The organism is Streptomyces sp. NPDC014734, assembly GCF_043083325.1.
GTDB lineage: Bacteria > Actinomycetota > Actinomycetes > Streptomycetales > Streptomycetaceae > Streptomyces.
Window position 1 is genome coordinate 824,628 of sequence record NZ_JBIBYN010000001.1, and the last position, 26,060, is coordinate 850,687.

General features: G+C 70.4%; 21 protein-coding genes. 6 read left to right on the forward strand and 15 right to left on the reverse strand.

Going from position 1 to position 26,060, the window contains the following annotated elements; all coding sequences use genetic code 11:
- Positions 1-170: 170 nt before the first annotated feature.
- The 3 genes from ACF1CT_RS03570 to ACF1CT_RS03580 are packed head-to-tail and all read right to left on the reverse strand — an operon-like array spanning position 171 to position 3,870.
- Entirely contained in the window at positions 171-1,148 is a 978-nt protein-coding gene (locus ACF1CT_RS03570; protein ID WP_391782074.1) for a 3-hydroxyacyl-CoA dehydrogenase, read from the reverse strand.
- A complete protein-coding gene (locus ACF1CT_RS03575; protein WP_391782075.1) occupies positions 1,145-2,383 on the reverse strand; it encodes an iron-containing alcohol dehydrogenase in 1,239 nt (412 codons plus the stop codon). Before ACF1CT_RS03575 ends, ACF1CT_RS03570 begins: the two co-directional genes overlap by 4 nt.
- Positions 2,380-3,870 carry an NAD-dependent succinate-semialdehyde dehydrogenase gene (locus tag ACF1CT_RS03580; RefSeq protein WP_391782076.1) on the reverse strand — a complete coding sequence of 497 codons (1,491 nt, stop codon included), beginning with the start codon at positions 3,868-3,870 and terminating at the stop codon, positions 2,380-2,382. Before ACF1CT_RS03580 ends, ACF1CT_RS03575 begins: the two co-directional genes overlap by 4 nt.
- Positions 3,871-4,107: 237 nt before the next feature.
- On the opposite strand from ACF1CT_RS03580, the gene ACF1CT_RS03585 reads away from it, so the two are divergent.
- Both ACF1CT_RS03585 and ACF1CT_RS03590 read left to right on the forward strand, forming a co-directional pair.
- Positions 4,108-4,782 carry a GntR family transcriptional regulator gene (locus ACF1CT_RS03585; protein WP_391782077.1) on the forward strand — a complete coding sequence of 225 codons (675 nt, stop codon included), beginning with the start codon at positions 4,108-4,110 and terminating at the stop codon, positions 4,780-4,782.
- A 129-nt stretch (positions 4,783-4,911) separates the two neighbouring features.
- Complete coding sequence (locus ACF1CT_RS03590; RefSeq protein WP_391782078.1) at positions 4,912-6,627, forward strand: sigma-54-dependent Fis family transcriptional regulator; 1,716 nt, start codon at positions 4,912-4,914, stop codon at positions 6,625-6,627.
- Positions 6,628-6,739: 112 nt separating this feature from the next.
- Here ACF1CT_RS03590 and ACF1CT_RS03595 read toward each other — a convergent pair whose 3' ends face one another.
- The 4 genes from ACF1CT_RS03595 to ACF1CT_RS03610 all read right to left on the reverse strand — a co-directional run bounded on the left by ACF1CT_RS03595 (position 6,740) and on the right by ACF1CT_RS03610 (position 12,744).
- Positions 6,740-7,801: an ABC transporter permease gene (locus ACF1CT_RS03595; RefSeq protein ID WP_391782079.1), complete on the reverse strand. Its 1,062-nt coding sequence runs from the start codon at positions 7,799-7,801 to the stop codon at positions 6,740-6,742.
- Positions 7,798-10,383, reverse strand: a complete 2,586-nt coding sequence (locus ACF1CT_RS03600; RefSeq protein ID WP_391782080.1) for an ATP-binding cassette domain-containing protein — start codon at positions 10,381-10,383, stop codon at positions 7,798-7,800. The genes ACF1CT_RS03595 and ACF1CT_RS03600 overlap by 4 nt, the downstream gene beginning before the upstream one ends.
- 75 nt (positions 10,384-10,458) lie before the next feature.
- Entirely contained in the window at positions 10,459-11,181 is a 723-nt protein-coding gene (locus ACF1CT_RS03605) for an SDR family NAD(P)-dependent oxidoreductase (RefSeq protein WP_391782081.1), read from the reverse strand.
- 399 nt (positions 11,182-11,580) lie between these two features.
- Positions 11,581-12,744, reverse strand: a complete 1,164-nt coding sequence (locus tag ACF1CT_RS03610) for a substrate-binding domain-containing protein (protein WP_391782082.1) — start codon at positions 12,742-12,744, stop codon at positions 11,581-11,583.
- A gap of 372 nt (positions 12,745-13,116) precedes the next feature.
- Between ACF1CT_RS03610 and ACF1CT_RS03615 the strand changes: the two genes are divergently transcribed.
- From ACF1CT_RS03615 to ACF1CT_RS03625, 3 genes are all read left to right on the forward strand, one after another.
- Positions 13,117-14,016 (forward strand): alpha/beta hydrolase, encoded by a 900-nt coding sequence (locus ACF1CT_RS03615; protein ID WP_391782083.1) that lies wholly within the window; start codon positions 13,117-13,119, stop codon positions 14,014-14,016.
- Between the two features lie 116 nt (positions 14,017-14,132).
- Positions 14,133-15,758 (forward strand): flavin-containing monooxygenase, encoded by a 1,626-nt coding sequence (locus ACF1CT_RS03620; RefSeq protein ID WP_391782084.1) that lies wholly within the window; start codon positions 14,133-14,135, stop codon positions 15,756-15,758.
- A gap of 29 nt (positions 15,759-15,787) precedes the next feature.
- Positions 15,788-16,558 carry an SDR family NAD(P)-dependent oxidoreductase gene (locus tag ACF1CT_RS03625; protein ID WP_391782085.1) on the forward strand — a complete coding sequence of 257 codons (771 nt, stop codon included), beginning with the start codon at positions 15,788-15,790 and terminating at the stop codon, positions 16,556-16,558.
- 237 nt (positions 16,559-16,795) lie between these two features.
- On the opposite strand, the gene ACF1CT_RS03630 is transcribed toward ACF1CT_RS03625, so the two are convergent.
- The 3 genes from ACF1CT_RS03630 to ACF1CT_RS03640 are packed head-to-tail and all read right to left on the reverse strand — an operon-like array spanning position 16,796 to position 19,373.
- Positions 16,796-17,488 carry a 3-oxoacid CoA-transferase subunit B gene (locus ACF1CT_RS03630; protein ID WP_391782086.1) on the reverse strand — a complete coding sequence of 231 codons (693 nt, stop codon included), beginning with the start codon at positions 17,486-17,488 and terminating at the stop codon, positions 16,796-16,798.
- A complete protein-coding gene (locus ACF1CT_RS03635; protein ID WP_391782179.1) occupies positions 17,485-18,162 on the reverse strand; it encodes a 3-oxoacid CoA-transferase subunit A in 678 nt (225 codons plus the stop codon). Before ACF1CT_RS03635 ends, ACF1CT_RS03630 begins: the two co-directional genes overlap by 4 nt.
- 14 nt (positions 18,163-18,176) lie before the next feature.
- Positions 18,177-19,373: a thiolase family protein gene (locus ACF1CT_RS03640; RefSeq protein WP_391782087.1), complete on the reverse strand. Its 1,197-nt coding sequence runs from the start codon at positions 19,371-19,373 to the stop codon at positions 18,177-18,179.
- A 70-nt stretch (positions 19,374-19,443) separates the two neighbouring features.
- On the opposite strand from ACF1CT_RS03640, the gene ACF1CT_RS03645 reads away from it, so the two are divergent.
- Complete coding sequence (locus ACF1CT_RS03645) at positions 19,444-20,352, forward strand: LysR substrate-binding domain-containing protein (RefSeq protein WP_391782088.1); 909 nt, start codon at positions 19,444-19,446, stop codon at positions 20,350-20,352.
- Between the two features lie 154 nt (positions 20,353-20,506).
- On the opposite strand, the gene ACF1CT_RS03650 is transcribed toward ACF1CT_RS03645, so the two are convergent.
- The 5 genes from ACF1CT_RS03650 to ACF1CT_RS03670 form a co-directional block, all read right to left on the reverse strand.
- Positions 20,507-20,638, reverse strand: a complete 132-nt coding sequence (locus ACF1CT_RS03650) for a putative transporter small subunit (RefSeq protein ID WP_391782089.1) — start codon at positions 20,636-20,638, stop codon at positions 20,507-20,509.
- Positions 20,639-20,660: 22 nt separating this feature from the next.
- Positions 20,661-22,421: a sodium:solute symporter family protein gene (locus tag ACF1CT_RS03655; protein ID WP_391782090.1), complete on the reverse strand. Its 1,761-nt coding sequence runs from the start codon at positions 22,419-22,421 to the stop codon at positions 20,661-20,663.
- A gap of 567 nt (positions 22,422-22,988) precedes the next feature.
- Entirely contained in the window at positions 22,989-23,615 is a 627-nt protein-coding gene (locus ACF1CT_RS03660; protein WP_391782091.1) for an NADPH-dependent FMN reductase, read from the reverse strand.
- Positions 23,616-23,885: 270 nt separating this feature from the next.
- On the reverse strand, positions 23,886-24,281 hold the full coding sequence (locus ACF1CT_RS03665) for a DUF4158 domain-containing protein (RefSeq protein WP_391782092.1): 396 nt from the start codon (positions 24,279-24,281) through the stop codon (positions 23,886-23,888).
- A gap of 586 nt (positions 24,282-24,867) precedes the next feature.
- Positions 24,868-26,049: a homoserine O-acetyltransferase gene (locus tag ACF1CT_RS03670; RefSeq protein ID WP_391782180.1), complete on the reverse strand. Its 1,182-nt coding sequence runs from the start codon at positions 26,047-26,049 to the stop codon at positions 24,868-24,870.
- Between the last annotated feature and the right edge of the window lie 11 nt (positions 26,050-26,060).

Consider the following 26,060-nt stretch of genomic DNA (forward strand, 5'->3'; position numbering starts at 1 on the left):
GCGGGGTCCCGCGCCTTCGCGGCCCCCGACCCCCGCCGTGGGCTACGTGGCAGGGGCCCGCCCGGTACGGCGCTCCCCGCCCACCCGTCGGGCTCGCCGGACCCGCTCGCCCCCGGTCCGGTCCACCACGACCGGCCCTCCGCGCCGACACGTGAGGACCCGAGAGGGCATCAGGGGGTGGTGCGCGCGTCCTCCCACAGCGGCGTCAGCCGCATGAGCTGCTCGTCCCGCCAGCGAACCCGCTCGTCCCATCGGTCGAGGGGGAGAAGAGCACGACGCCGACTGACCACGGCCGACACGAGGTCCGGCGTCCACGGATCGTTCTGACCGCGCTCGGCGCCCATGCGGGCATACGCGGGCCCCATCTTCTCCGCGTGCGATTCCAGACCGCCGCGGGTGTTGAGGTCGACGGTCTCGAACGGGCCGATGAGACTCCACCGGCGTCCGAGACCACTGCGGACGACTTCGTCGATCTCGTCGACGGTCGCAACCCCGTCCCGGACCAGGCAGTAGGCCTCACGCAGGACCGCACCCTGAAGACGGTTGAACACGAACCCTTCGGGTTCATGGCTGACCGTGATCGGGCGCAGTCCCGCGCCGGTGTAGAGGGCGCGCGCGTGCTCGACGGCCCATGAGGCGGTGCTGGGGGAGGGGACGACCTCGATCACCGGGATGAGGTACGGAGGGTTGCCGGGGTGGCCGACCAGGATGCGGGCCCGCAGCTCTTCGGGCAGACCGGCTGCGATGCGACGGGGAGGTATCGCCGAACTCGAACTGGCGAACACCGTCCGTTCCGGCGCGCTCCGGGCCGCGCGCCGGATCAGGTCCTGCTTGAGCTCTGTCCGCTCCGGGGCGCATTCCTGCACCAGTGTCGCTCCTGCGACCGCCTCCTCCAGGTCGCGGGTGAACGTGACGCGCGCACCCGCGGCGTCCGGATCCTCGACGAGGCCGTGTACGGACAACTGGTCCAGGCGATCGGAGAGTTCACTGCGGGCGCGTTCCAGAGCGTCCGGGAAGGGATCCCACACCCGGACCGCGTGTCCTGCCCGTGCGAAGACGATCGCGACGGCGACCCCGATGGAACCGGCTCCGGCGACGGCGACCGGTTCCCTCGGGCCATGTGCCGGTGTTGCGGGTGCAGTCGTCATACCGACCACCAGGTGCGGTCGTTGTCGTAGCCGCGCCGCAGGATCTCCACAACGGACGCGTGGGTGAGCTCGCGGGGGTTGTTGGCCGTCAGGCGGGTCGCGAGCATCGCCTGGTCGGCCACGTGCGAGAAGTCCTCCGGACGCAGGCCGAGCGTCCTCAGGTCGGTCGGGCAGCCGACGGTCTCCAGCAGCGCCTCGACGCGGGAGATGCCGGCCTTCGCCCGGTCCAGAGGGGCCGACCCGGGGTCCGCGACCCCGAGCAGCGCCCCGATCTCCGCGAATTCGGCGATCCGGGCCGGGAGGTTGAAGCGCATCACGTACGGCAGAAGCGCCCCGACACCGAATCCGTGCGAGGTGTGGGTCAGCGCACCGATCGGGGACTGGATCGCGTGCGCCGCGGCGGTACCGGCGGTGTTGATGGCCATGCCGGCGTTGTAAGCGGCCAGCATGGTCGCGGAGCGCGCCTCGATGTCGGACGGGTCGGCGACCACGCCCTCCATGGACGAGTTGAGCAGGGTCAGGCCGCTGCGGCAGAAGATGTCGGTCAACGGGTTCTTGCCGACGTAGAGGTGGTTGGCCAGGAACTCCGGCGTCACGTCCTTGACCCGGTCGGTGAACGTCTCGACCAGGTGGGTCAGCGCGTCGGCCGCCGTGGCCGCGGTGAGTGCGGGCGGGCAGGAGACGGTGAGTTCCGGGTCGATGACGGCGGCGTACGGCTCCAGGTGGGGGCTGGCCACGCCGACCTTCATGCCCTTCTCCCGGTCGAAGACGACGGAGATGCAGGTGACCTCGGCGCCGGTGCCGGCGGTGGTGGGAACGGTGATGACCGGAAGCCCTGGGCCGGGGACGAGGAACTCGCCGTAGTAGTCCCGGACGTCGCCGCCGTGCGCGAGGACGGCGGCCGACACCTTCGCCAGGTCGAGACAGGAACCGCCGCCGACCGCGAGCAGCGCGTCCACGGCGGCGTCGCCGTACCGGTCGACGACGGCGAGTACGTTCTCGCGAGGCAGGTCCGGCTCGGCCCCGGAGAACACCGAGACCGTGATCCCCCGGCCTTCGAGGGCGGTCACCAGGTCCTTGAACTCGGCCACCTGCGCCATACGGGCGTCGGTGACGACGAGGACGTGCCGTCCGACCTCGGCGAGGAGATGGGGCAGGTGGCGCCGCTCGCCGGGACCGAAGAGGACCGTCCTGGGCTGGCGCAGGACGCCGATGGAGGTGACACAGCTGGTCACAGGCCCGCCTCCGTCTCGTCCACGGTGATGGCGAGGTACTTGGGTTCGAGGAACTCGTGGATCGCCTCGTGTCCGCCTTCGCGGCCCAGGCCGGAGGCCTTGATGCCGCCGAACGCCGCCGCGGGGTCGGCCATGACGCCGCGGTTGATGCCGACCATGCCGAAGTCGAGGCGCTCGCTCACGGCCATGGCACGGTCCACGGTGCGGGTGAACACGTACGCGGCGAGCCCGTAGGCGGTGTCGTTGGCGACCCTGACCGCCTCGGCGACCGAGTCGACGGTGTAGATCGTCGCGATGGGGGCGAACAGTTCCCGGTGGCAGAGGTCGTCGTCCGCCTCCGTCACCGAGAAGACGGTCGGCTCGAAGAAGAATCCGTCCCCCGGCACCTCCTTGCCGCCGGTCAGCAGGGTCGCGCCGATCCGGGAGAAGCCGTCGACGAGCTCCTTGACGGTGTCGCGCTGCCGGGCCGAGATGATCGGGCCGACCTCCGTGGCCGGGTCGAACCCGTCGCCGACCCTCAGCTTCTCGGCCAACGCGACGAACCTGGCCGTGAACTTCTCCGCGACACTGCTGTCGACGATGATCCGGTTGGCCGCCACGCACGCCTGTCCGGCGTTGCGGAACTTGCACACGATCGCCTGCTCGGCCGCCAGGTCGAGATCGGCGTCATCGAGTACGAGGAACGGGCCGTCGCCGCCGAGTTCCATCGAGGCATTGGTGATGTTCGCAGCGGCCTGGCTCAGCAGGGTGCTGCCCACCCCGGTCGAGCCGGTGAAGCTCACCTTGCGCAGGCGGCTGTCCGCCATGAGCGCCGTGGACACCTTGGACGAGGACGTCGTGTGGACGAGGTTGACCACACCCGCCGGGAAACCGGCGTCGTGCAGCGCCTGCACGAAGAGCGCACAGGTCAGCGGAGTCTCCTTCGCGGACTTCACCACGACCGTGCATCCGGCGGCGAGTGCCGCGCCGGCCTTGCGGGCGATCATCAGCAACGGGAAGTTCCACGGAGTGATGAGCAGGCACGGGCCCACGGGCTGGTGGGTGGTGACGATGCGGTAGGCGCCGCGGGAACCGTGCGCGTAGGTGCCGTGGAGGTGCGCGATCTGCTCGGCGTACCAGAGGAAGAAGTCGGCCGAGAGCTGGAACTCGCCCCGGGCCTCGCCCAACGGCTTGCCGCTCTCCAGCGTCATGGTCTCGACGATGGCGTCGGCACGGTCCAGGAGCAGCCGGTGTGCGCGGTGGAACAGGTCGGCGCGCTCGCGCGGGAGCACGTGACGCCAGGCTTCCTGCGCGCAGACTGCCGCGTCGAGCGCGGCGCGTGCCTGCTCGACGGTGCCGTCGGCCACCTCGGCGATCGTCCGGCCGTTCGCGGGGTTGAGGACCGGGAACGTCCCGGCTGCGTGTGTCCACGCGCCGTCGACGTACAGATCGACGGGGACCTCCCGTCCGCGGACCTGTGCGGTGACCGGCGCGGTCGGTGTCGTCATGGAAGGGGTCCTCCTGTTATCGGCGGGAGCGGATACGGCGGCAACCGGCCGGCCCGGGCAGGGCTGCCGCCGGTGCCGCACGGCGCGTTCGCGCGGTGACGTATGACCGTCATCTCGTAATACGCTAGGCGTCGAAGGGCCGGATCCGGCCCGGTGTCTCGATGTGAGACAGCTGCCTCACGAGCCCGCGGGGCCGCTGGGGCCGACGAGCAACGGTTGGAGTCTGAGGAACCCGTCATGACCACTTCGAGACTGACTCGACATGCGGCACCGCTGCGGCAGCAGATCACGCGTCTCCTTCGTGAGGACATCCTGAGCGGGGCCTTCGAGCCCGGGGACGCCCTGCGTGAGAGCGGCCTGTGCGAGGCGTACGGGGTTTCGCGCACCGTGGTCAGGGAAGCGCTGCGCCAGCTCGAGACCGAGCGGCTGGTGACGGTGGTCGCCCACCACGGTCCGGTCGTGACCGTGCTGACTCCGCAGGACATCGAGAAGATCTACGAGGTGCGGCGCGCACTTGAGGGCCTGGTGGGCGAACTCTTCGTGACGCACGCGTCGGAGCGGGTGAAGGACGAGTTGCGGGAGCTCCTCGCCGAGATGGAGACGACCTACCTCAGAGGCACCGTCAACACGCGTGAGGAGGCGAACGCGCGGTTCTACGGACTCCTGCTCGAAGGTGCCGGCAACCCGGTCCTCGCCGAGGAGGTCGCCCGCATCCACGCCCGGGTCCAGATCCTTCGCCGCTACGCGTTCACGGACGCCCAACGGGCGAGGATCTCCTTCGAGCACTTCGGCCGCATCATCGAAGCCGCGGCCGTCGCGTGCGACGCCGCCGCGGCGCGGGCCGCGTGCGAGGACCACGTCCGCGGCGCGGCGGTACTGGCGGTCGACGAGTATCGCCGTCGTCTGACCTGAGGTTCCGAACGGCTCGCGCGGTCCGAGATCGGCGCTCTTCAATCTTCTCGTATTACAGGATGATGAGATGTGGCACCATACGGGCCATGTCGCATTATGCTCCGGCTCTGCTGCAGGAAGGAGAAGAGCATGTCGATGGCGCCCATCCACACGCTCAAAGACGCGTGGCTGACAGGGAGCACCGACCGCATGGGTGTCGCGCCTGAGCTGCTGAGGTCCTGGCAGCGCTCGCGGGAGGCGCTCGGCGTGCCGGCCAACGTCCGCGAGGTTCCGCATGTGGCGGAGGACGAGCTCGATCAGCATCTCCTGGACCTGTTCCAGGCGCCGATGTCACGTTTCTCCGCCGATCTGTCGGGGACGGGCGTCGGCCTTCTCCTGGCGGACGCCCAGGGCCGTATTCTCGGACGCTGGGCCGTGGACCGTGACGCGTCGCGTCACTTCGACAGGGTCGGAACCGACCGCGGAGCCGTTCTGGACGAGTCGCTCGTGGGCACCAACGGCGTCGGCACGGTCCTGGCGACCGGGCGGAGCGTCCAGATCACGGGCGCGGAGCACTACGCGGAGATGTACAGCGACGCCGTCTGCACCGGAACGCCGGTCCGGCATCCGCTGACCCGGAAGACCGTTGCCGTGGTGACGCTGTCCAGCGGGTTCATCGAGGGCCGTGTGCTGCTGCGGCCCATGGTCAGGGCGGTCGCCGACCAGTTGGAGCAGCATCTCCTCGATGTGGCCTCCCCCAAGGCCCGAGCGGTCTTCCAGGCGTTCCTGGACGCCTCGAAGGCGAAGGCCGGCGCGGTGGTCGGGTTCGGTCCGCAAGGACTGGTCATGCAGAGCCAGAGCGCTTCCCGCCTGTCGAACGCGGATGTCGCGGCGCTCGGGGATCTGGCCCGGCGGGGATCCGGCGGCCGGTTCGTCATCGAACTCTCCGGCGGCTCCACCGAGGTCCGGCTGGCGCCCGTGGAGGGAGGCGCCGGGGCGATCGTGTCCCTCCAGCGGGGCAGGAGCTCGACGGCCACGGCGCCGGGACGGGCCCGTCCGCAGCTGGTCGGACGCTCGCCGGACTGGATGGCGGCCCTGCACGCCGTCGCACGGAGGCGGGAGGCGCCACGGCCGGTGGTGATCGCCGGCGAGGCCGGTACCGGGAAGACGTCGCTCGCCCTGGGGCTTCCGTTCCGTCCGGGCGAGTCCGGGCCCGGCGCCCACGTCGTGATCGACACGGTGGAGCGGACCCTGATCGGCGGGAAGCGATGGCTTCGCGGCATCGCGGAGCGGCTGCAGAGCGGAGCGCCCGTGATCGTCAAGGGGATCGACGCGCTCGACCCCGCAGCGAGGCTCGCGCTGGCCGGGCTGTTGGAGATGAGTGTTCCGAAGGGCCCCGTGACGCTGACCGCCACACTTCGCTCGGCCGCGGAGGCGGAGGAGACGGCGGTCGGTCTCGGGGCGTCGCACGTGTGGGTTCCTCCGCTGCGGGAGCGCACCGCCGACCTGCCCGCCCTGTGGCGCTACTTCACCGACCGCTCCATGCCGGGGGTCGGCCTGGAGCCACGTGCGGAGACCCTTGACCTGCTCACCGGATACGAGTGGCCCCGCAACCTCAAGGAGCTCCACAACGTCGTGGAGGGCTTGGCGCTCGCCGGCAAACGCGGATACGTGCTCCCCGGCGACCTGCCGGAGCGCATCCAGGGCGCCCGCGCGCTGACCATGATCGAGCGTGCCGAACTTGAGGCGATCTCCCGGGCGCTGCGGGAAGCCGACGGAAACCGTTCCCGCGCCGCGGAGATGCTCGGCCTGTCCCGAGCGACTATTTACCGCAAGATGAAGTCCTACAAGCTCACCGGAGCGTGACGGGCGGTGTCGGAGCGGCCGCCGCGCCGACTCCTCGGAGGTGCGGCGGCACGACGGCGCGGTCCGGGGACTTCTTTCCCGGACCACGCCGTTCGCACCCGCGAAACGGCCGTCAGCCCGCCGCGGGCACTGCCCGTCGGCGTCGGCCCCGTGCCAGCCCGCGAAGAGCGGGGGCGGCCTCGCGAACCAGGACCACCGCGGCGAGGACCGCTGCCTGCGCGATGAGTTGCTGAGCGTCGTTCCAGCCCAGTGAGCGGAGCAACTGCCCGAGCTGTGTCAGGAACAGCGCCCCGACACCGCTGGCCACGATGCTCGCGACACCGCCGGTCATCGCGGTGCCCCCCAGGACGACGGCCGCGACGGTCGGAAGCACGTAGCTGTCCCCGATGAAGAGGCCGGGAGTCCGGGTGTAGCCGGCCAGGAGGACACCGGCGGCACCGTAGGCCAGGCCCGCGAAACCGTAGGCGACCACCTGGTAGCGGGTGACTCGGATGCCCAGGGCCGAGGCGGTGGGAACGCTGACACCGATGTAGGTCAGACGGCGCCCGACCGCGGAGCGCTTGGCGACGAGGCCGCCGACGGCGAGTACGACGACCGCGATGAGGAGGGTGTTCGGGATACCGAGGGTCCGGTCGACGGAGAACTGGCTCAGACTGGTGGGCGCGGTGGCCGGCGAGCCGCCGGAGATCTTCAGGACCGTGCCGAGCAGGACCGCGTTCATGCCGAGCGTCACGACCAGCGGCATGACGCGGGCGACGGCGACCAGGACGCCGTTGACCAGGCCGACGAGGCCGGGGGCAGCCACGGCGACGGTGATGGCGAGCCACGTCGGCCAGCCGTGGTACTGGACCGTGCAGGTGCAGAGGACCGCGGCGAGCGCGATCATGCCGGGCACCGACAGGTCGAGGCCGCGTTGCTGCACGACGAGGGTCTGCCCGGCGGCCGCGATGGCGAGCACGGCCGCGAAGGGCAGCATGCTGAGCAGAGGGGCCGAGCCGAGGCTGCCGTGCGCGATGGTGGGGCTGAGGGCGAAGAGGAGGATCGTGGCGACCACGATCCCCACCCAGTTGCCCGAGAGGAGGCGGCGCCAGGTGGCGCCCGTGTCGACGTCGTTGATGGCGGTTCCCTGCTGACTCGGCTTGCGGCGGAAGGCGTTGGCGGGTCGGGCGCTCATGCGTGGGCCCCCGTCCCACGGGTACGGCGCAGCTGCGCGTACAACACCGCGGCGCCGATCGTGATGAGGCCAGGGAGCCAGTAGCCCCAGGCGGGGGAGAGATCGAGGAACGGGGAGATGTTGACCAGTTGCTGGGCGAGGACGGCGGCGGCGATGATACCGACGAAGGAACCGCGGCCGCCGAAGATCCCGGCCCCCGCCAGCACGACCACGGTCACCGAGTTGAGGGTGTACGCGAGACCGGGACGACCGTCACCGACACCGATCTCGGCCATCAGGATGATGCCGGCGGGCAGGACCAGTGCCGAGCAGATCACGTACGAGGTGAACCGGATCAGCCGGATCTTCACCCCGAGGCGCTCCGCGGCGTCCGGCCCGGACCCGAGGGCCCGGAGCTCGACGCCCCACCTGGTGCGGCGCAGTGCCAGCTCAAGGAGCAGGACGAGGAGCACCGCGAGGACGGTCACCAGCGGAACCGCACCGAAGCGGGCCTGGATGCCGTCCACCACCGACGGGAAGATCGTGCCGCCCGGCGTGTCCCGCAGGGACAGGTAGACGCCCTGGAGGGCCATGTAGGCCGCGAGGGTCGCGACGACGGGGTTGATGCGGAACCAGGTCACCATGACGCCGTTGACCACGCCTACCGCGAGCGCGCCGAGGGCCATGAGGAGCAGGCCGAGAACCAGGTTTCCGCCGTCCACGATCCAGTACGACGCGATCACGACCAGGAGGCCCATGAGAGGTCCGACCGAGAGGTCGAACCCGGCGCCCATGACGACGACCTGCTGCGCGGCGCCGACCAGCAGCAGCGGCGCGATCATGAGCAGAAGGGTGTTGAGGTTGAACTGACCGAGGTAGTCGCCGTTGTACAGCCCGGTCCCGAGACCGAGCAGCACCACGATCGCGGCGAGCACGGCCGCAGGGGCCTGGTCGCCGGCCAGCCAGGCCCGCACCCGGCGACGCTTCTCCGGGCGGTCCCTCTCCTGGCCGCGCACGGTCGTCGAGGTCAGCGCGGCGTGGGCGATTGCCGCTTCGGTGATCTCCTCGCCGGTCAGCTCCTCGATGACGCTTCCCCGCGACATGATCAGTACGCGGTGGCACAGGCCCTCAAGCTCGACGTTGTCGGAGGAGAGCACGATGACGGCGGCTCCGTCGTCGGCCGCGGTGCGCAGGATCCTGTACAGGTCGACGCGTGCACCGGCGTCGACACCCTGCGTGGGCTCCTCGACCACGAGGACCTTCGGCGCGGCCAGCAGCGTGCGGGCCATGACGGCCTTCTGCTGGTTGCCTCCCGAGAGGGAGCGGATCGGCGTCTGCGGGGTCGGGGTCCTGATCGTGAGGCCGCGGATCTGCTCCTTCGCGGTGGCCCGGGTCAACGCGTCGCTGACCAGGCCGAATCGGGAGACCTTGTGCAGGGTGCGCGCCACGATGTTCTCGCTCACGCCGAGCGGCAGGAACACACCTTCGCCGTGCCGGTCGGCGGGCACGTAGACGACACCGGCGTTCGCAGCCGCCGCGTTTCCGCCGCGGACCCGCTGCCCGTCGACGGCGATCCCGCCGGACGTCGGGACGAGCCCGGCCAGCGCGCGGACGAGTTCGGCCTGGCCGTTGCCCTGGACCCCGGCCAGACCGACGATCTCGCCGGAGCGGACGGTCAGGGAGATGTCGTCGAAGCCGGGACCGGAGAACCCGGTCACCGCGAGTCGCTCGGCCGCGTCCTCGGCTACGGGCGCCTTGGCGGGGAAGACCGTCTCAAGCTCGCGGCCCACGACGCGCTCGACGATCTGCTCCTCGGTGACGGTATCGGCGTCGAAGGTTCCGCGGGTCCGGCCGTCGCGAAGGACGGTGACGCGGTCGGCGATCTGCTTGACCTCGGGGATGCGGTGGGAGATGTAGACGACACCGGCGCCCGTCGCCACGGTCTCGCGGACCTTGGCGAAGAGGCGTTGTACCTCTTCGGCACTGAGGTGCTCGGTGGGCTCGTCGAGGATCAGCACCTTCGGGTCCAGCGCGAGGGCCTTCGCGATCTCGACGATGAACCGCTTCTCCATCGACAGATCGGCGACGCGGGCGCGCGGGTCGATGCCCATCTCCCACGGCGCGAGGGTCTCGCGGGTCCAGGCGACCGCTCGGCGAAGCCCGCCGACGCGCCGGTACCCGACGCCCAGTGCCATGTTCTCCGCCACGGTCAGGTCCGGGAGAAGCGCCGGATGCTGACGCACGATGCCGAGGCCGAGGCTGCGGGCCTGCTCGGGCTGCGCCTGGGTGAGCCGGTCGCCTCCGATGAGGACCGCGCCGTCGTCCGCCGCCAGGGCGCCCGAGGCCACGGCCATCAGGGTCGACTTGCCGGCCCCGTTCTCGCCGACCAGGGCGTGGACTTCGCCGGGGAGGACGTCGAAGCCCACCTCGTCCAGCGCGCGCACGCCCGGGAAGGACTTCCCGATGCCCTGCATGGAGAGCACCGGCGCGGCATGGCCGGCCGGCCGGTGCGCCGCCTGGTCGGACCTGGTGGGGTCGGTGCTCGCACCCCGCTGAGGTGGCCGGACCCGGGTCTCAGATCCGTTGCTGCCGAAATGGGTCACGTCGGACCTCCTGGAAGAGTTGAAGGGTATGGACCCGCGTGGGTCGGGCCGACGCCCCGGCCCGTCACCGGACCGTTACTGGGCGAGGTAGCCGCCGTCCACGACGAGTTCGGAACCGGTCACGAAGCTGGCCTCGTCGGAGGCGAGGAAGACGACTCCGGCGGCGATCTCCTCGGGGCGTCCGGCGCGCCCCATCGGGGTCCGGGAGATGACGTACTCGTTCACCTCCGGGTCCTGCGCCTCGGTCAGTGGGGTCCGGATGAAACCGGGGTGAACCGAGTTCACGCGGACGCGTTCCCCGGCGTAGCTGACGGCGGCGCTCTTCGACATGTTGCGGACCGCGCCCTTGGTCGCGTGGTAGGCGTGCGCACCGGCGACGGCGGCACTGCCCCAGATCGAGGAGACGTTGACGATGCTGCCGCCGCCCTGGGCGACCATCTGCGGGATGACCTCGCGCATCCCGAGCCAGGTGCCGGTCTGGTTGACCGCGACGACCCGGTTCCACTCCTCACTGGTGAGGTCGTGGACGGATTCGTAGGTGATGATGCCGGCATTGTTGACGAGGAAGTCGACGCGCCCGTGGCGTTCGATGACCTCGGTGACCACACGCTGCCAGTCGGCTTCGCTGGTCACGTCGAGGGGCGCATACGTGACGCCGGTGCCGAACGAGCCGTCGGCGGTGGCGCGGCTGGTCGCGGTCACGGCCGCGCCCTCGGCCGCCATGGCGTCGACGATCGCGCGGCCGATGCCCCGCGAGGCGCCGGTGACGATGCCGACCTTGCCGTCGAGTCGGTTCATGGATGCTCCTCGGATGTCCCTGCGCTGTTGCGTCGCTCGGGTCGTGTGCGGAAGTGCGGGAAAGCGGTAGGGAAAGGCGACGGGGCGAGGTGTCCGGGCGTCCCGGGAACGCCTGAGGGCCCGGACACCTGCCGGGGGTGCCGTAGAGCCTGTCGGGCGACCTCTGACCGGGCGGCCACGCCCTGGCACGCACGCTTCCTGCGTTGCCGGAATGACCGAGTAGCTCCGCTACTGGGCCCTCCCGGCGCCTTGGAATCGCACGCACCATGCCGCGTCCGCTTTCCGGCCGAAGGCCGCCCGACAGGCTCTTAGCCGCGGCAGGTTCCGGCGGCTCTGCCGGTGGAGGCGGCGGCGGTCCGGCCGGGGGGCGGCCCGGGGGCCGACCCGGCTGCTGCGGGGCTACTTGTAGAGAGCCTTGAGCTGATCGACGGTCAGCCCGGAGGAGAGGATCGCGTCGTCCGGCAACGACGTGTCGTACTTCGGCATCATCTCCGGATTGGTCGAGTCCTCGATGATCTGCAGGTTGTACGTCGAGGGCTCGGTGTCGGCGATGCCGTTGTGGGCGGCGAGGCCCTTGTTCAGAGCCGCCTGGACGACCCAGTTGCGGGAGGACTCGGTCGCGATCTGGTAGCTCGGATACTGCTTGTGGTACCGGTGCCAGAGGCCGGCGAACTCGTTGGAGTCATTGGCGGCCCAGACCGGAAGCGGCTTGTTCGCGGCGATGAACGCGCGGATGCCGCCGACCGAACCGCCGCCGAAGTCGGAGACGATCCCGTCGATCTTGCCGTACTTCGTGATGAGACCGGCCACGACCTGCTGGGTCTTGCTGACGTCCCAGTCAGTGGCGACGTAGCCGTCGGAGTTGAGCAGTCGGATGCCGGGATGCTCCGCGACCGCCTTCTTGACGCCGTCGTAGACGGTGCGGGAGTAGGCGCTGCCGGCGACGCCGCCCAGCATCACCAGGTTGCCCTTGCCGTGCATCGTCCTGACGGCCCAGTCGGCGAGGGTCCTGCCGTACGCCTCGACGTCCTCGGAGACGAAGTCCACGTAGTCCTTGCCCGGTGTACCGCCGATGCTCGACACGATCGGCACGACCGCCACGCCGGCCGCGTTCGCCTTCCGGATGGCAGGCAGGAGGGCCTGTCCGGCATCGCCGAAGGTGACGATCACGTTGACGCCCTGGGCGACCATCGAGTTGATGTCCGAGATCGCCTTCTGCGTGTTGTTCTGGGCGTCGGTCACCATGACCTGGGTGATGTTCGGGCACTTCGCGGCCTGGGCCCGGAAGAGCGCGATCGTGGCCTTGCGCCAGGTGTTGTTGGCGTTGCCGTCGGCGTAGCCGATCTTGATCGGCTCGGTGCCGCAGAACGTGGTGACGTCCTGGATGTCGGACTGCACGCCGACACCGCCCACCTTCACGGTCGGCCACGGGCTGCCGGCGCCGCCGGAGCCGCCGGAGCCGCTGTCGGGGGCGCCGGTCGACAGACCGCCGCAGGAGCTGAGCGCCATGACCGCGGCGGCCACGACGCTGGTCGCTGCGACGACCCGCTTCTTGACGTGCATGGTTTTCTCCTCGCTGAGAGCCGTGAGGGACCTCGGTGACCCGAGAGACCCGAGCCACCCGAGCGATCAGGTATGCGGAAGTGACGAGCACGAAGAGGGGAATGTCCGGCCGGGCTCCGAGGGGCGGGATCGCCGGCGCGGTCGGAGTGGGGTGATCGCTCGGGTGAGGGGGAACGGGCCCGGTGAGGGCCTCGGTTGAAGGCTGTCGCGAGCAGGACCGTGTGACGCGAGCCACTGTGAGACGGCAGTGCCTCATTTTGTGACAGCGCTCGGGTTCGACGCGCGGGGGTGGAGATGCTCGGCTCGTCGGGTCGGTCGTCCGCCGGCCCGGGCAACAACCGGAACCACCACCCACGACGTTGAGGAGCGCACATGCCCCTTCCCCGTCCTTCAGACCCGCTCGGGGAGATCTACGCCGAGTGGAGCGCGGAGTTCGAGGCCGACCCGGAGATGTCGCTCCAGCTGATGCGCTGGGTCTTCGAGGACTGGCAGCGGGCGACCACCGAGCCCGAAGGAGTCACCTACGCCACGACCACCCTCGGCGGCGTACCGGGCGTCCTCGTGACCCCGGTCGACGCGGATCCCCGCCAGGTGATGGTGGTCATGCACGGCGGAGGGTTCGCGCTCGGGTCCTCCGCCAGCCACCGCAAGCTTGCCGGGCACCTGGCCAGGGCATGCGGAACCCATGCCTTCGTCCTCGACTTCCGGCTCGCGCCGGAGTTCCCGTACCCGGCGCAGATCGAGGACGGCCTCGCCGTCTACCAGGCCCTCCTGGACCGGGGCATCAACGCCGATGACGTGTGCTTCGTCGGGGACAGCGCCGGCGGAAACCTCGCGATCGCGATGACCCTCACGCTGCGTCGCGACGGCCGGCCGTTGCCCGGACGCGTCCTGACGATGTCGCCGTGGCTGAACATGGAGAACACCGGTGCCACGATCGAGACCAACAACGACACCGACTTCCTGATCACGCGCGAAGGCCTCGCCGGGAACATCGGCCGGTACCTCTCCGGGGGTGCGGACCCGACGGACCCGTACGTCAACCCGCTCCACGCCACCTATGAGGGGTTCCCGCGGCTCTACGTCTGCGCGGCCGACACCGAATCCCTCTTCGAGGACTCCGAACGCCTGGTCGGCCTGGCCGGGAACGCCGGTGTCGATGTGACGTTCTCCGTCGGCAAGGGCATGCAGCACGTCTTCCCGCTCCAGGCCGGGCGCCTCGCGCGCGCCGATGAGGAGATCGCCTCCATGGCCGCCTGGTACCGGTCCTGACCGGTACCGGGCGGGACCCCGGCCGGACCCTCCGGCTGCCTCCTCTCCGCGCTTCTCCCGCGCGCTCTCCCCTGCGCGCCGATCCGTCATCCCTCGGTGAAAGGACCGACACACACATGACCAGCAAGCCCGACCACGACGCCGTCGTCATCGGCGCAGGCTTCTCCGGCCTGGCGATACTCCACCACCTGCGCGAGATCGGCCTCTCGACCCTCGTGGTCGACGGCGAGGACGGCATAGGCGGCACCTGGTGGGTCAACCGCTACCCCGGCGTCCGCACCGACAGCGAGTACAGCTACTACTCCTTCTCCTTCTCCAAGGAGGTCCGCGACGAGTGGACCTGGGCCGAGCGCTACCCGGCGGGCGCGGAGGTCCTGGAGTACCTCGACTTCGTCGCCGACCGGCTCGACCTGCGCAAGGACATCCGCCTGTCCACCCGCGTGAACAGGGCCGTCTACGACGAGGACGCGAACACGTGGACCGTTCACCTTGGTGACGGCAGCACCCTGACCACGACCTACCTCGTCTCCGGCATGGGCGTTCTCTCGCAGGCGATCTTCCCCGCCATCGAGGGCATCGAGTCGTTCCGGGGCGAGAAGTACCACTCCTCGATGTGGCCCCGCGGCGGCGTGAACCTGACCGGCAAGCGTGTGGGCCTCATCGGGCTGGGTGCCTCCGGCATCCAGATGGTGCCCGAGCTCGCCAAGGCCGCCGGCGAGCTCCACGTCTTCCAGCGCACGCCGAACTTCGTCGTCGAGACCACGAACGACCCGGTGACCGAGCAGGACATGGTCCACCTGCGCGAGCACTACGACGAGATCTACGAGAAGGCGGCGAACCACCCCTTCGGCGTCGCGATGGAACCGGCCGAGCACAGCGCGCTGGAGGTTTCCGCGCAGGAGCGCGACCGGATCTTCGAGAGCAAGTGGAACGAGGGAGGATTCCACTTCGCCAACGAGTGCTTCACCGATCTGGCCACCAGCCACGAGGCCAGCGAGCTCGCCTCGGAGTTCATCCGCAAGAAGATCCACGAGATCGTCGAGGACCAGGCCGTCGCCGGCCTTCTCTCACCGACCACCTACTCGTTCAACGGCAAGCGCGTCCCGACCGGCCACAACTACTACGCGGCGTTCAACAAGCCGAACGTGCACCTCGTCGACGTCGCCTCGCAGCCGATCAGCCGCATCTCCGAGCGCGGCGTGGTGGTCGGCGACACCGAGTACGAACTCGACGTGCTGATCTTCGCCACCGGCTTCGACGCCATGACCGGGACCCTGACCAACATAGACATCGTGGGGCGCGGTGGCCGCACCCTGCGCGAGAAGTGGCTCGCCGACGGCCTGAAGTCGAACCTCGGTATCAACGCCAACGGGTTCCCGAACTTCTTCATGTCCCTCGGCCCGCAGACGCCCTACTCGAACCTGCCGGTCCCGATCCAGCTCGGTGCCCAGTGGCTCCAGAGGGCCCTCGCGTGGGCGCGCGAGAACGACGTTCCGTTCCTGGAGGCCACTCCCGAGTCGGAGACCTGGTGGATGGAGGAGACCGAGCGCGCCGGCAAGGCCACCGTCATGTACTCCGAGGGCAAGAAGGCCAAGGCGTGGTTCCTGGGCGACAACCTCCCCGGCAAGCCGGAGGAGTTCCAGGTCTACATGGGGGGCGGGCAGGTGTATCAGCAGTTCTGCCGTGAGGCCGAGGCCGACGACTACCGATCCTTCCTGGCCAACCAGCCGGTCAGGGACTGAGAACCGAACGCGACGGAAGGGGAATCGTCATGGGACGCCTGGAGAACAAGACCGCCCTGATCACCGGGGCCGCCATGGGGATGGGCCGGGCAACCGCGGAGCTGTTCGCCGCCGAGGGGGCCAGGGTCGCGGTCACCGACCTGGACGAGACCAAGGGCCGGGAGGTCGTGGCGGGGATCCGCGAGGCCGGTGGGACCGCGGAGTTCTGGAGCCTGGACGTCGCCCGGGAGGCCGAGGCGAAGTCGGTGATCGACGCGGCGGCAGCGGAGTTCGGCGGTCTCGACATCCTCGTCAACTGCGCCGGCGTCATCGGCGTCGACAAGCCGACCCACGAACTCACCGAGGCCGAGTGGGACGCCGTGTTCGCCGTCGATGTGAAGGGCGTCTTCTTCTGCACCAAACATGCCATCCCGCACATGATCGAGCGGGGCAAGGGCAGCATCGTCAACTACTCGTCCATCTACGGGCTGATCGGGAACGACGAGTTCACGGCGTACCACGTGGCCAAGGGCGCGGTCTCGATGCAGACCAAGCAGGACGCGGCAAGCTACGGCAGGTACAACATCCGGGTGAACTCGGTGCACCCGAGCACGGTCCTGACCCCGCTGGTCGAGGGCATCGCGGCCGAGTTCCCCGGTGGCCTGCCGGCCTACGAGGAGTACATGACGGGGAACCAGTCGCTGCGCCGGCTGGGCCGTCCGATCGATGTCGCCCACGGGGTCCTCTACCTGGCCTCGGACGAAGCGGACTGGGTGACGGGCGTGAACCTGCCGATCGACGGCGGCTACACGGCACGCTGACCGGGCCCGATGGGCGGGGCGTGCCGACGAGCTGCTCCGCCCCGCCGTCGCGGCAGATGTTCCGCGAGCACGTTCCCGGGCGAGCGGCGTCGGCGTGGTCCCCGACGCCTGCCGGACCTTCGCTCCTCGGCGAGGGAACCGGCGGGCGGAGGCGTCGCCCCCGCGTGTCTCCCGCCGCCCCGCGCATGTACGTGCGCGGGGGCCCGCACCGGAGCGTCCGGTGCGGGCCCGAGGAGGTCAGTGCAGCTCGACGCCGAGGCGGGAGCGCAGCTCGTCGAGGGTGATGCCGTAGGTCTCCAGCACATGGACGCCGTGGGGCCGCAGGTCGAAGGTGGCGAGCTCGGTGTAGACCCGGCTGACGCAGCCGATGCCGGTGAGCGGGTAGGTGCACCGCGGGACCAGTTTGGGCGCACCGGACTTCGTGAAGAGCGTCATCATCACGTAGACGTCCTTGGCCCCGATGGCCAGGTCCATCGCGCCGCCGACAGCGGGGATGTCGTCGGGCCTGCCGGTGTGCCAGTTGGCCAGGTCACCGCGTTCGGAAACCTGGTAGGCGCCGAGCACGCAGACATCGAGATGGCCGCCGCGCATCATCGCGAAGGAGTCGGCGTGGTGGAAGTACGCCGCCCCGGGGAGCTCCGTGACCGGGACCTTCCCGGCGTTGGTGAGGTCGGGGTCGATCTCGGCGCCCTCGGCCTTCGGCCCCATGCCGAGCATGCCGTTCTCGGTGTGGAGGACGACATCGAGTTCCCGGGGCAGATGGTCGGCGATCCTGGTGGGCTGGCCGATGCCGAGGTTGACGAACGAGCCGGCCGGGATGTCGCGCGCGATCACGGCGGCCACCTCGTCCATGCTGAGCGGGCGGTCGACGGCGACCGGCGCTTCGACCGCGTGCGCCGGGCCTGCCGGGATGGTGGAGTCGGTGGTCATCGCGCCCCCTGGACGGTGTAGTGACGGGCCTCGACCGGGACGATGCGGTCGACGTAGACGGACGGCGTGACGATCGTTTCGGGGTCGAGCCCGCCGATCGGGACGACCTCGTCCACCTGGACGATCGTGCTCGTGGCGGCGGTCGCCATCACCGGGCCGAAGTTGCGGGCGGTCTTGCGGTAGACGAGGTTGCCCATCGGGTCGGCCCGGTGCGCGGAGACGAGGGCGTAGTCGCCCTTGATCGGGTACTCAAGCAGGTAGTCGCGGCCGTCGATGGTACGCACTTCCCTGCCCTCGGCCAGCGGGGTGCCGACCGCGGTCGGGCAGTAGAACGCGCCGATCCCGGCGCCGGCGGCCCGCATCCGTTCGGCGAGGTTGCCCTGGGGCACGACCTCAAGCTCGATCCTTCCCTCGCGGTGGAGTGCGTCGAAGACGTAGGAGTCGACCTGCCGCGGGAAGGAGCACAGCACCTTGCGGACCCGGCCGGCCGCGAGCAGCGCCGCCAGTCCGACATCGCCGTTCCCGGCATTGTTGGAGACGATCGTGAGGTCCTTCGCCCCCTGCCGGATGAGGGCGTCGATGAGGTCGAACGGCATCCCGGCCAGGCCGAAGCCGCCGACCAGGACGGTGGAGCCGTCCTCGATCCCGGCGACGGCCTCGTCGGTCGATTCCATGACGGCGGTGCGGCTCACTTCGACACCTCAAGATTCTCCAGTACGACGGCCAGCGCCTGGCCGACACCTATGCAGACCGCGGCCACGCCGTACCGCTCGTGGCGCTCCTTCAGGACGGCGGCCAGGGTTCCGAGGAGACGGCCGCCGGAGGCGCCCAGCGGGTGCCCGATCGCGAGGGCGCCGCCGCGCTGGTTGACGATCCCGGGATCACGCAGTCCCTCCTTCAGCCAGGCGTCGACGCAGGCCAGCGACTGGACCGCGAACGCCTCGTTGAGTTCGACGGCACCGACCCGGTTCCAGGTGATCCCGGCGCGGGCGAGCGCGCGGTCGGCGGCCTCGACCGGGGCGTAGCCGAAGTCGTGCGGGTCCAGCGCCATCGCGCCCCTGCCGAGGATCCGGCCGAGCGGGTCGTGGCCGATGGCCGCCGACGCCGACTCGCTGCCCAGGAGCACCGCGGAGCCGCCGTCGGAGAGCGGGGAGGCATTGCCGGCGGTGATGGTGCCGTCCGGCCGGAACGACGGCTTGAGCCCGGCGAGCTTCTCGACGGTCGAGTCCGCGCGGACGCCCTCGTCGCGGTCCAGGCCGGCGACCGGGGTGACCAACGCGTCGTAGAAGCCGTCCTCCCACGCCCGGTGTGCGAGCCGGTGGGAGCGGACGGCGAACTCGTCCTGGCGCTCCCGGGAGATGCCGAAGCGCTCCTGGAGCTGCTCGTTGCACTCTCCCAGCGAGGCGGTCCACGCCTTCGGCATCCGCGGGTTGACCAGCCGCCAGCCCAGCGTCGTCGACACCGCGGTGACGTCGCCCGCCGGGAAGGCCCGCGACGGCTTGGGCAGCACCCACGGCGCCCGCGTCATCGACTCGACCCCGCCCACGAGAACGATGTCGGCGTCGCCCGTCTCGATGGTCCGGGAGCCGATCATCGCCGCGTCCAGGCTCGAACCGCACAGCCGGTTGACCGTCGTGCCGGGCACTCCGGTCGGCAGACCGGCCAACAGCGCGGCCATCCGTCCGACGTTGCGGTTCTCCTCGCCGGCGCCGTTGGCGTTGCCCCAGACGACCTCGTCGATCGCGGCGGGATCCAGCGACGGCGTCCGCGCGAGCACGCCGCCGATCGCGGCGGCGGCCAGGTCGTCGGGCCGGATGCCGGCCAGCGCGCCGTTGAACTTTCCGAATGGTGTCCGCGTGGCGGAGTAGAGGTATGCACTGCTCATGGCTCGACGCTAGACCGGGGCACCGGTACCGTGAAGTATCAATATCGACCTCGATTGAGATGCGGAAACTATGGATCTGCGCCACCTCCGCTACTTCGTCGCCGTCGCGGAAGAGCGCCACTTCGGGCGTGCCGCCGAGCGGCTCCACATGGCGCAGCCGCCGCTCTCGCAGGCGATCCGGCAACTTGAGGGCGAACTCGGTGTCGTCCTGCTCCACCGCACCACACGTCGGGTGGATGTCACCGACGCCGGGCGTGCCTACCTCGACCGGGCGCGGGCGATCCTCGCCGAGGTCGACGACGCCGCCCACCACGCCCGCCGGGTCGCCGCCGGTGCGGTCGGTCACCTCACCCTCGGCTGCGTCGGCTCGGCGACGTACAGCCTGCTGCCGACCCTGTCGCGCCACCTCGCCACCGAACTGCCGGGCATCGACTTCTCCTTCCGCGGCGAGATGCTCGCGCCGGACCAGGTGGAGGCGCTGCGCAGCGGCGCGATCGACGTGGCCCTGCTCCGCCCGCCCGCGGCCGACCCGTCCCTCGCCGTCCACGTCCTGCGCCGGGACCGCCTCGTGGTGGCGCTCCCCGCCGAGCACCCACTCGCGGCGCGGACCCGGGTGCATGCCGCCGACCTCGCCGACATCGACCTGATCGTGCACTCGGCGGACCGCCACTCGGTGATGTACGACATCGTGCTCGGTGTCCTGCGCGACGCCGACGTCGTGCCGCGCATCCGGCACGAGGTGGGGGAGACCTCGACGCTCATCACCCTGGTCGCCGGCGGACTCGGTGCGGCGATCGTGCCCGAGCCGGTGACGGCGCTCGCGCTCGACGGTGTCGCGTACCAGCCCCTGGCGCGCCCGGCGACGGTCGAACTTGCCGTCGCCCATCGCGCCGACCGCAACGAACCCCACCTGGCGCGCACGGTCGAGGTCATTCGCCGGCTGTTCGAGCGGTCCGCGGGCGTCGGCAGCCGCTTCTGAGCCTCGGGTCCGAACGGAACCGCGTCCCGCGCGGACCGGGGCCGACGCCGCTCGACTGACCGTCTGTCAGGTTCCTTGGACGCGCGCGGCCGCGACCGTCGCCTCCGCCGCGGTGATGGGGCGGTTGGGCATCTGACGGCCGCGGCCACCGGGATCAGATCATGCGCTGTCCCTTGCGGCGGGCCTCGGCCCACTCGCGGAAGAAGGCACGGCTGATCACGAACAGGACGACGGCCACGATGGCGGGCCACATCAGGACGTATGCGCTCAGGGCGAGGATGGTCACGGGGCCTCCTGTCGGTTCTGTTTCACTTGCTGTTCGCAGCGGGCTCGGGATCGTCGTGGACGCCCCCCGCCGGCTGCGGGACACCGGGCCCGCCATCGGCCCCGTCGGCCCCACCGGTGACGGCGGATGTCCGCGTGGAACCGTCGTCGAAGTCACCGGTGCGCTGGGCGACGACGGCGAAGTCGAAGTCGTCCTTGCTGCCCACGGACATCGCCCAGCAGATGACGGTACTCACGGAGTAGGCCACCAGGGAGCCGCACAGCGTCGCGTACTCGTGCAGGGAGCCGAGGGCGAACGGCGCGGACACCACTGCGGCCAGCACACCGACGGTCTTCGCCGCTGCGGAGCCCAGGAAGCCGAACACCATCAGGCCGAGGACGACACCGATGCCGATGATCGCCAGGACGTCCACGACGATGCCGAGGAAGCCGTCCGTGGGGATCCAGCTGAAACGGACCGGCAGGAACACCGCGAGCGCCGCGAGCACCGAGGTGGTGAACGCCTTGCTGGTGACCTTCTCCCAGTAGAAGCTGGCCAGCACCGGGAAGACGAGGGCGCCCCACAGCGCGCCGACGAACACCAGCAGATCGAGGATGTTCAGGCGGAGGCTGGCGAAGGCCACGGCCGCGGCGGTCGCCAGCACCATCGTGATGCGTCCGATCAGCAGCATCGTCCTGGGGTCGGCCTTCGCCCTGCCGGCCACTGCCTGGCCGTAGATGTCGGTCATCGTGATCGAGGAGAGGGCGCAGAGGTCGGCGTCCGCGGTGGAGGACAGCGCGCCGACGATCATGATGAAGAACACCGCCAGCAGCACGGGCGACAGGTAGGTGGCGGCCATCTCGGGGATGAGGTTGTTCAGGTCGCCGCCGGTCGGTTCGAAGCCGATGTAGAGAGCGAGCACCCCGAGCATGCCGACGCCGATCACCATGGCGCCGTAGCCGATGGTCGCGGTGACGAAGGTCGGCTTGATCAGGCTCTGCTTCACCGCGAAGAGCCGTTGCGCGATGGTCTGGTTGCCGATGGCGTAGGCCAGCACCGCGGCGATGTAGGGGGCGCCCTGGTTCATGAACGCGTGGCTGGAGAAGAAACTGCCCTGCTGCGGAGTCAGGTTGTGCGCGCCGGTCTCGAACGCCGCCGGGAAGCCGGCCGCGAAGAAGATCACCGGAACGATCACGGCCACCGCCCCGAGCATCGCGACGACCTGGATGAAGTCGGTCAGCACGGAGGCGCGGAATCCGGACCACAGGGTGTAGAGCAGCACGCCCGCGGCCACGGCGAAGACGCCCTGGGTGAAGTTGAACGGCGACAGCAGCGAGATCAGCACACCGCCGGCGATGAAGTTCGACATCAGGCTGATCAGGCTGCCGACGACGTTGGAGCCGGCGAGCATCAACTGGCTGGAGCGGCCGTGCCGCGCGTACATGACCTCGGCCAGCGTGTGCGCCTTCGGGGCGACGGAGCGGATGCGCTTGCCGAAGGGGTAGATGAAGAGGATCATCAGGGCGCCCCAGAGCCCGTAGTGGATGGGGCCCGATATGCCGTAGGTGTACCCCGATGTCGCGGACGCGTACATCGAGGACGCCCAGATCCATGTCGCCGTCATGCTCGCGGCGGAGATTCCGAAACCGATGTTGTTGCCACCGGTCATGTATGCGTCGGCGTTCTCGTCCTTCCTGCCGATGCGGGTCGAGATGAGAAAGGTCCCACCGTAGAAGAGGACCAGCAGACCAATGATCACCACGGCGCTGAACTGGGCTGTCTCCACCCCGTGCAATCGCGCCACCTCCTTACGACTCGTGGAGCCCGGCAGCGGTCACGGCGCCCGGTGCGCGGACCGAGGACCCGCGGGCTCGCCCCGCGCACATCAGGCAGCGGGGAAACAGCTCCGACGTCCGGAGCAACGGCTTCGACACTGGAGCCGGGGGAATTCACAGAAAAGGCAGACACTTTGAGTCCGCAAATCTTTGGCACCTTAACATTTTTTTACGCCACTGTGGCCGACAGTCGATCTTGAAGTTGCTGAAGGCGATGCCCCCGTTTTTTTGGGGGTTGACGGATGGCGTCTGTGGGTCCCGTTGTCACCTCCCTTGGTCGGCCATGCCTGCATTGTCTGTTTGCGCCCCCTTCTTCGCAGATCGCAACTGCGATGCGCAACGACGGCGTTGTCCTCTTTGTGTACTTGATTCATTTCCGTGTGGGGTGCACCGGGAGGACTCGTGCCCGGCAGACACTCCGGGTTGGAGGTCTGCGCCTCATGGCGGCAAGCGCTGTTCGACGGCTCTCCTGTACGCCATGCGCAGCGTCCTCGGCTGGCCGGATTTCGATCGAACAGCCACGGATCCGGACACCTTCACCGCGGACCACCGGCGCGGGAGAGCCGGGTGCGTGCGTGCGGCGGTGCACCGGCGTGCCGGGCGGCATGCTGCGGCGCGGCGGCGACATGGGATCTCCGCGGACGCCGGGCTCGACCGGCGCGAGGAGTGCCTCCCGAACGGCTGGGGTCCGGTCGGCGACGCGTGTGCGGACACCGTCGGGCCGACGGACGCGTCCCGACCGATGCGTCCCGACGGAGCGTCCGCGGAACGGAGTTCCCGCATGCCGGCAGGCGCCGTGGCATGCCGCCTGAACCGCCGTATCCGACGAACACGACCGGCTTGTAGGCCCATTCGGTGAAGTGCCAGTCGATCGCGTTCTTCAGCGGCGCCGGGAAGCTGTGGTTGTACTCCGGAGTGAGGAGCACGAATCCGTCGGCGTCCGCGAGCCGGCCCGCGATCGGCGATGCGGCCGCTCCGCCCGGCCGCATCTCGTGCATCGGCAGCGAGACCGAGGCAAGGTCGAACATGTCGAGGTCGAGCCAGCTGATCGCGGTGAGCTCGCGCTCCAGCCAAGCGGCAAGCGGGTCAGCAAGTCTGGGCCTGCGCAGGCTCCCGATCACCACGGCGATCCGGAGCCGGCCATTGAAGCTGTCTTCTGTCATGGATTCGACGCTAGACATTCGCCCATGGGCGAACTCAAGTCGATCGGAGGCCACCAGTCGTCACAGCAGCACCAGGCCCGTCGGCCCGGCCCGTCCAGACACGGCGTCGCGGAAGAGCCGGCCCATGCCTCCGCCCATCCGGCCGCGCCCGGCCGAGGCCGAGACGCCGTGTCTGAGGGCCTCTACGTCACGCCGGGCAGCAGCACTCGGCTGTTCACCAGCCACACCACCCGCCCGGTCGAACAGGGCCCGCGGCCCCTCCAGCGACGCTCACACCCGCGCCGCCGGGAACTCCCGCAGCTCCTCCTCGCCCGCGGCGAAGTCCCGGTAGCCGTACTCGTCGTGGATGTCCCACGCGGGCTCGTACGCCGTCTGCGAGCGCGTCCCGTACTCGACGAAGTGCTCGTCGTCGATGCCGAACTGCCCGGCGACGAAGCGGACCACGGAGGCCGGGACCGCCGTGGGGTCCTCGGTCGGGAAGGTGCCGAGCACGCGCACCGTGCCCCACTGCGCCGCCCACCCCGGCCGCGTCGCCGGACGGCGTTTCGCCCATGCCGGGCCCAGAGCCTTCTCGTCCCGGCGGAAGAACTGTTCCAGCTCCCCGGGCGACGGTTCCGTGGCGAACCGGCCGTAGCGGATTCCCTTGGCCGGCAGACAGGTGCTCAACAGGCATGCCGCGGACCGCAGACCCCGCTGACCAGGCAAAACGAGCACATCACCGAACCGAAACCAGGATCGCTCCGCTACCGCCGATTTCCGGTCGCATACTCCCCGGGGGCCGGGAATCCGCGTCCGGGCCGGTGATGTCACCGGCAGCGACGCTGTCGCCCGTCCCGCGGCCGGTCATGACGCCGGATCACGGCCGCCTACGACCCAGGCGCCCAGCCGATGTCTTCTCCCGGCAACCGCCCGCGCTCTCCCCGACGGGCCGGCGCGAGACGGTGGGGGCCGGTCGGTCGTCGTCGGCTGCTGGGCGGGCAGCGCCCACGTCCTCGAACGCGCCGGGCGCACGATCGACGGCTGGGCCAGGAAGCACGTGGTCCGCCGCGTCTTCACCCGGCGCCGTCGCCCGCGCCGGTGGGCCGGCCCGGCTCTGGTTCGCCGGCCGGAGCGCGTACGGCTTCGTACTCGCCCCGGTCGCCACGGTGCGCCACATCCGCGAAGCCCGCCGGCAGCCGCGCGAGGCCCGTCGGAGCGCCCCTCCGGTCGTCACCACCGACGTCCGCCCGGCCGGTGGTGGACCCGTCGGCGCTCACCCGGCCTGAACGGCGGCCGTGTCCCGTACGTCGTCCAGGAGTTCCCGTACCAGCACGTCGATCTGCGGCGTCTCGATGAGGAATCCGTCGTGGCCGTACGGCGAGGCGATCACCCTGGCCCGGTCGGCCGAGGGGATGCCCGCGGCCAGCGCCTCTTGCTGCGACAACGGGTACAGGCGGTCGGAGTCGACCCCCGCCACCAGGGTCCGCGCCGTCACCCGGGAGAGGGCGGCGCGCGTGCCGCCGCGCCCCCTGCCGATGTCGTGGGCGTTCATCGCCTCGGCCAGCACGGCGTAACTTGCCGCGTCGAAGCGCCGGACGAGTTTGGCGGCGTGGTGGTCGAGATAGGACTCGATCCGGTAGCGGCCGCCGTTCCCGGGGTCCTCCCCGTCCTGGGCGTGGTTGCCGAAGCGGGCGTCGAGTTCCTCGGCCCCGCGGTAGGTGATGTGGGCGATGCGGCGGGCGACGCCGAGGCCCGCGTGCGGCCCCTGCCCCGGTTCGGCGTCGTGGTAGTCGCCGCCCCGCCAGTGGGGGTCGGCGCGGATCGCGTGGAGCTGGGCGGTGGCCCAGGCGATCTGGTCCGCGCTCGCCACCCCCGTCGTGGCCAGCAGCAGCAGCGACGCGACGCGTTCCGGGTGGGACACCGCCCACTCCACCGCCCGCATCCCGCCCATGGAACCGCCGGCCACGAGGGCCCAGCGCTCGATGCCCAGCGCGTCGGCGAGCCCGGCCTCGGCCAGCACCTGGTCGCGCTGGGTGAGCCGGGGGAACGCCCCGCCCCAACGGCGGCCGTCGGGGCGGGGGGAGGCCGGGCCCGTACTTCCCTGGCAGCCGCCCAGGACGTTCGGTGCCACCACGAACCAGCGGTCGGTGTCGAGCGCCCGGCCCGGTCCGATCAGCGCGTCCCACCAACCGGGAACGGGGTGTCCGGGCCCGGCGGGTCCGGCGACATGGCTGTCGCCGGTGAGCGCGTGCAGGACGAGGACCGCGTTGGAACGGTCGGGCGCGAGCCGCCCCCAGGTCTCGTACGCCAGCCGCACACCGGGAAGCCGGTCGCCCGCCTCCAGCGGCAGAGGCTCCGGACGGTGGTACCACTGCCGGCGTCCCGGCGGATCCCCCTCCTGCCACGCGCCGGTGGCAGGAGGGGGGATCGCCCACGGGCCGGTGCCGCCGGTGATGTGCTCCACGG

Excerpts from the sequence above, each read along its gene's own strand:
- ACF1CT_RS03570 (WP_391782074.1), bottom strand. The coding sequence starts at position 1,148 with ATGACGACTGCACCCGCAACACCGGCACATGGCCCGAGGGAACCGGTC.
- ACF1CT_RS03580 (WP_391782076.1), bottom strand. The coding sequence starts at position 3,870 with ATGACGACACCGACCGCGCCGGTCACCGCACAGGTCCGCGGACGGGAG.
- ACF1CT_RS03620 (WP_391782084.1), top strand. The coding sequence starts at position 14,133 with ATGACCAGCAAGCCCGACCACGACGCCGTCGTCATCGGCGCAGGCTTC.
- ACF1CT_RS03635 (WP_391782179.1), bottom strand. The coding sequence starts at position 18,162 with ATGGAATCGACCGACGAGGCCGTCGCCGGGATCGAGGACGGCTCCACC.
- ACF1CT_RS03595 (WP_391782079.1), bottom strand. The coding sequence starts at position 7,801 with ATGAGCGCCCGACCCGCCAACGCCTTCCGCCGCAAGCCGAGTCAGCAG.
- ACF1CT_RS03645 (WP_391782088.1), top strand. The coding sequence starts at position 19,444 with ATGGATCTGCGCCACCTCCGCTACTTCGTCGCCGTCGCGGAAGAGCGC.
- ACF1CT_RS03590 (WP_391782078.1), top strand. The coding sequence starts at position 4,912 with ATGTCGATGGCGCCCATCCACACGCTCAAAGACGCGTGGCTGACAGGG.
- ACF1CT_RS03660 (WP_391782091.1), bottom strand. The coding sequence starts at position 23,615 with ATGACAGAAGACAGCTTCAATGGCCGGCTCCGGATCGCCGTGGTGATC.
- ACF1CT_RS03630 (WP_391782086.1), bottom strand. The coding sequence starts at position 17,488 with ATGACCACCGACTCCACCATCCCGGCAGGCCCGGCGCACGCGGTCGAA.
- ACF1CT_RS03605 (WP_391782081.1), bottom strand. The coding sequence starts at position 11,181 with ATGAACCGACTCGACGGCAAGGTCGGCATCGTCACCGGCGCCTCGCGG.
- ACF1CT_RS03585 (WP_391782077.1), top strand. The coding sequence starts at position 4,108 with ATGACCACTTCGAGACTGACTCGACATGCGGCACCGCTGCGGCAGCAG.
- ACF1CT_RS03610 (WP_391782082.1), bottom strand. The coding sequence starts at position 12,744 with ATGCACGTCAAGAAGCGGGTCGTCGCAGCGACCAGCGTCGTGGCCGCC.
- ACF1CT_RS03640 (WP_391782087.1), bottom strand. The coding sequence starts at position 19,373 with ATGAGCAGTGCATACCTCTACTCCGCCACGCGGACACCATTCGGAAAG.
- ACF1CT_RS03625 (WP_391782085.1), top strand. The coding sequence starts at position 15,788 with ATGGGACGCCTGGAGAACAAGACCGCCCTGATCACCGGGGCCGCCATG.
- ACF1CT_RS03615 (WP_391782083.1), top strand. The coding sequence starts at position 13,117 with ATGCCCCTTCCCCGTCCTTCAGACCCGCTCGGGGAGATCTACGCCGAG.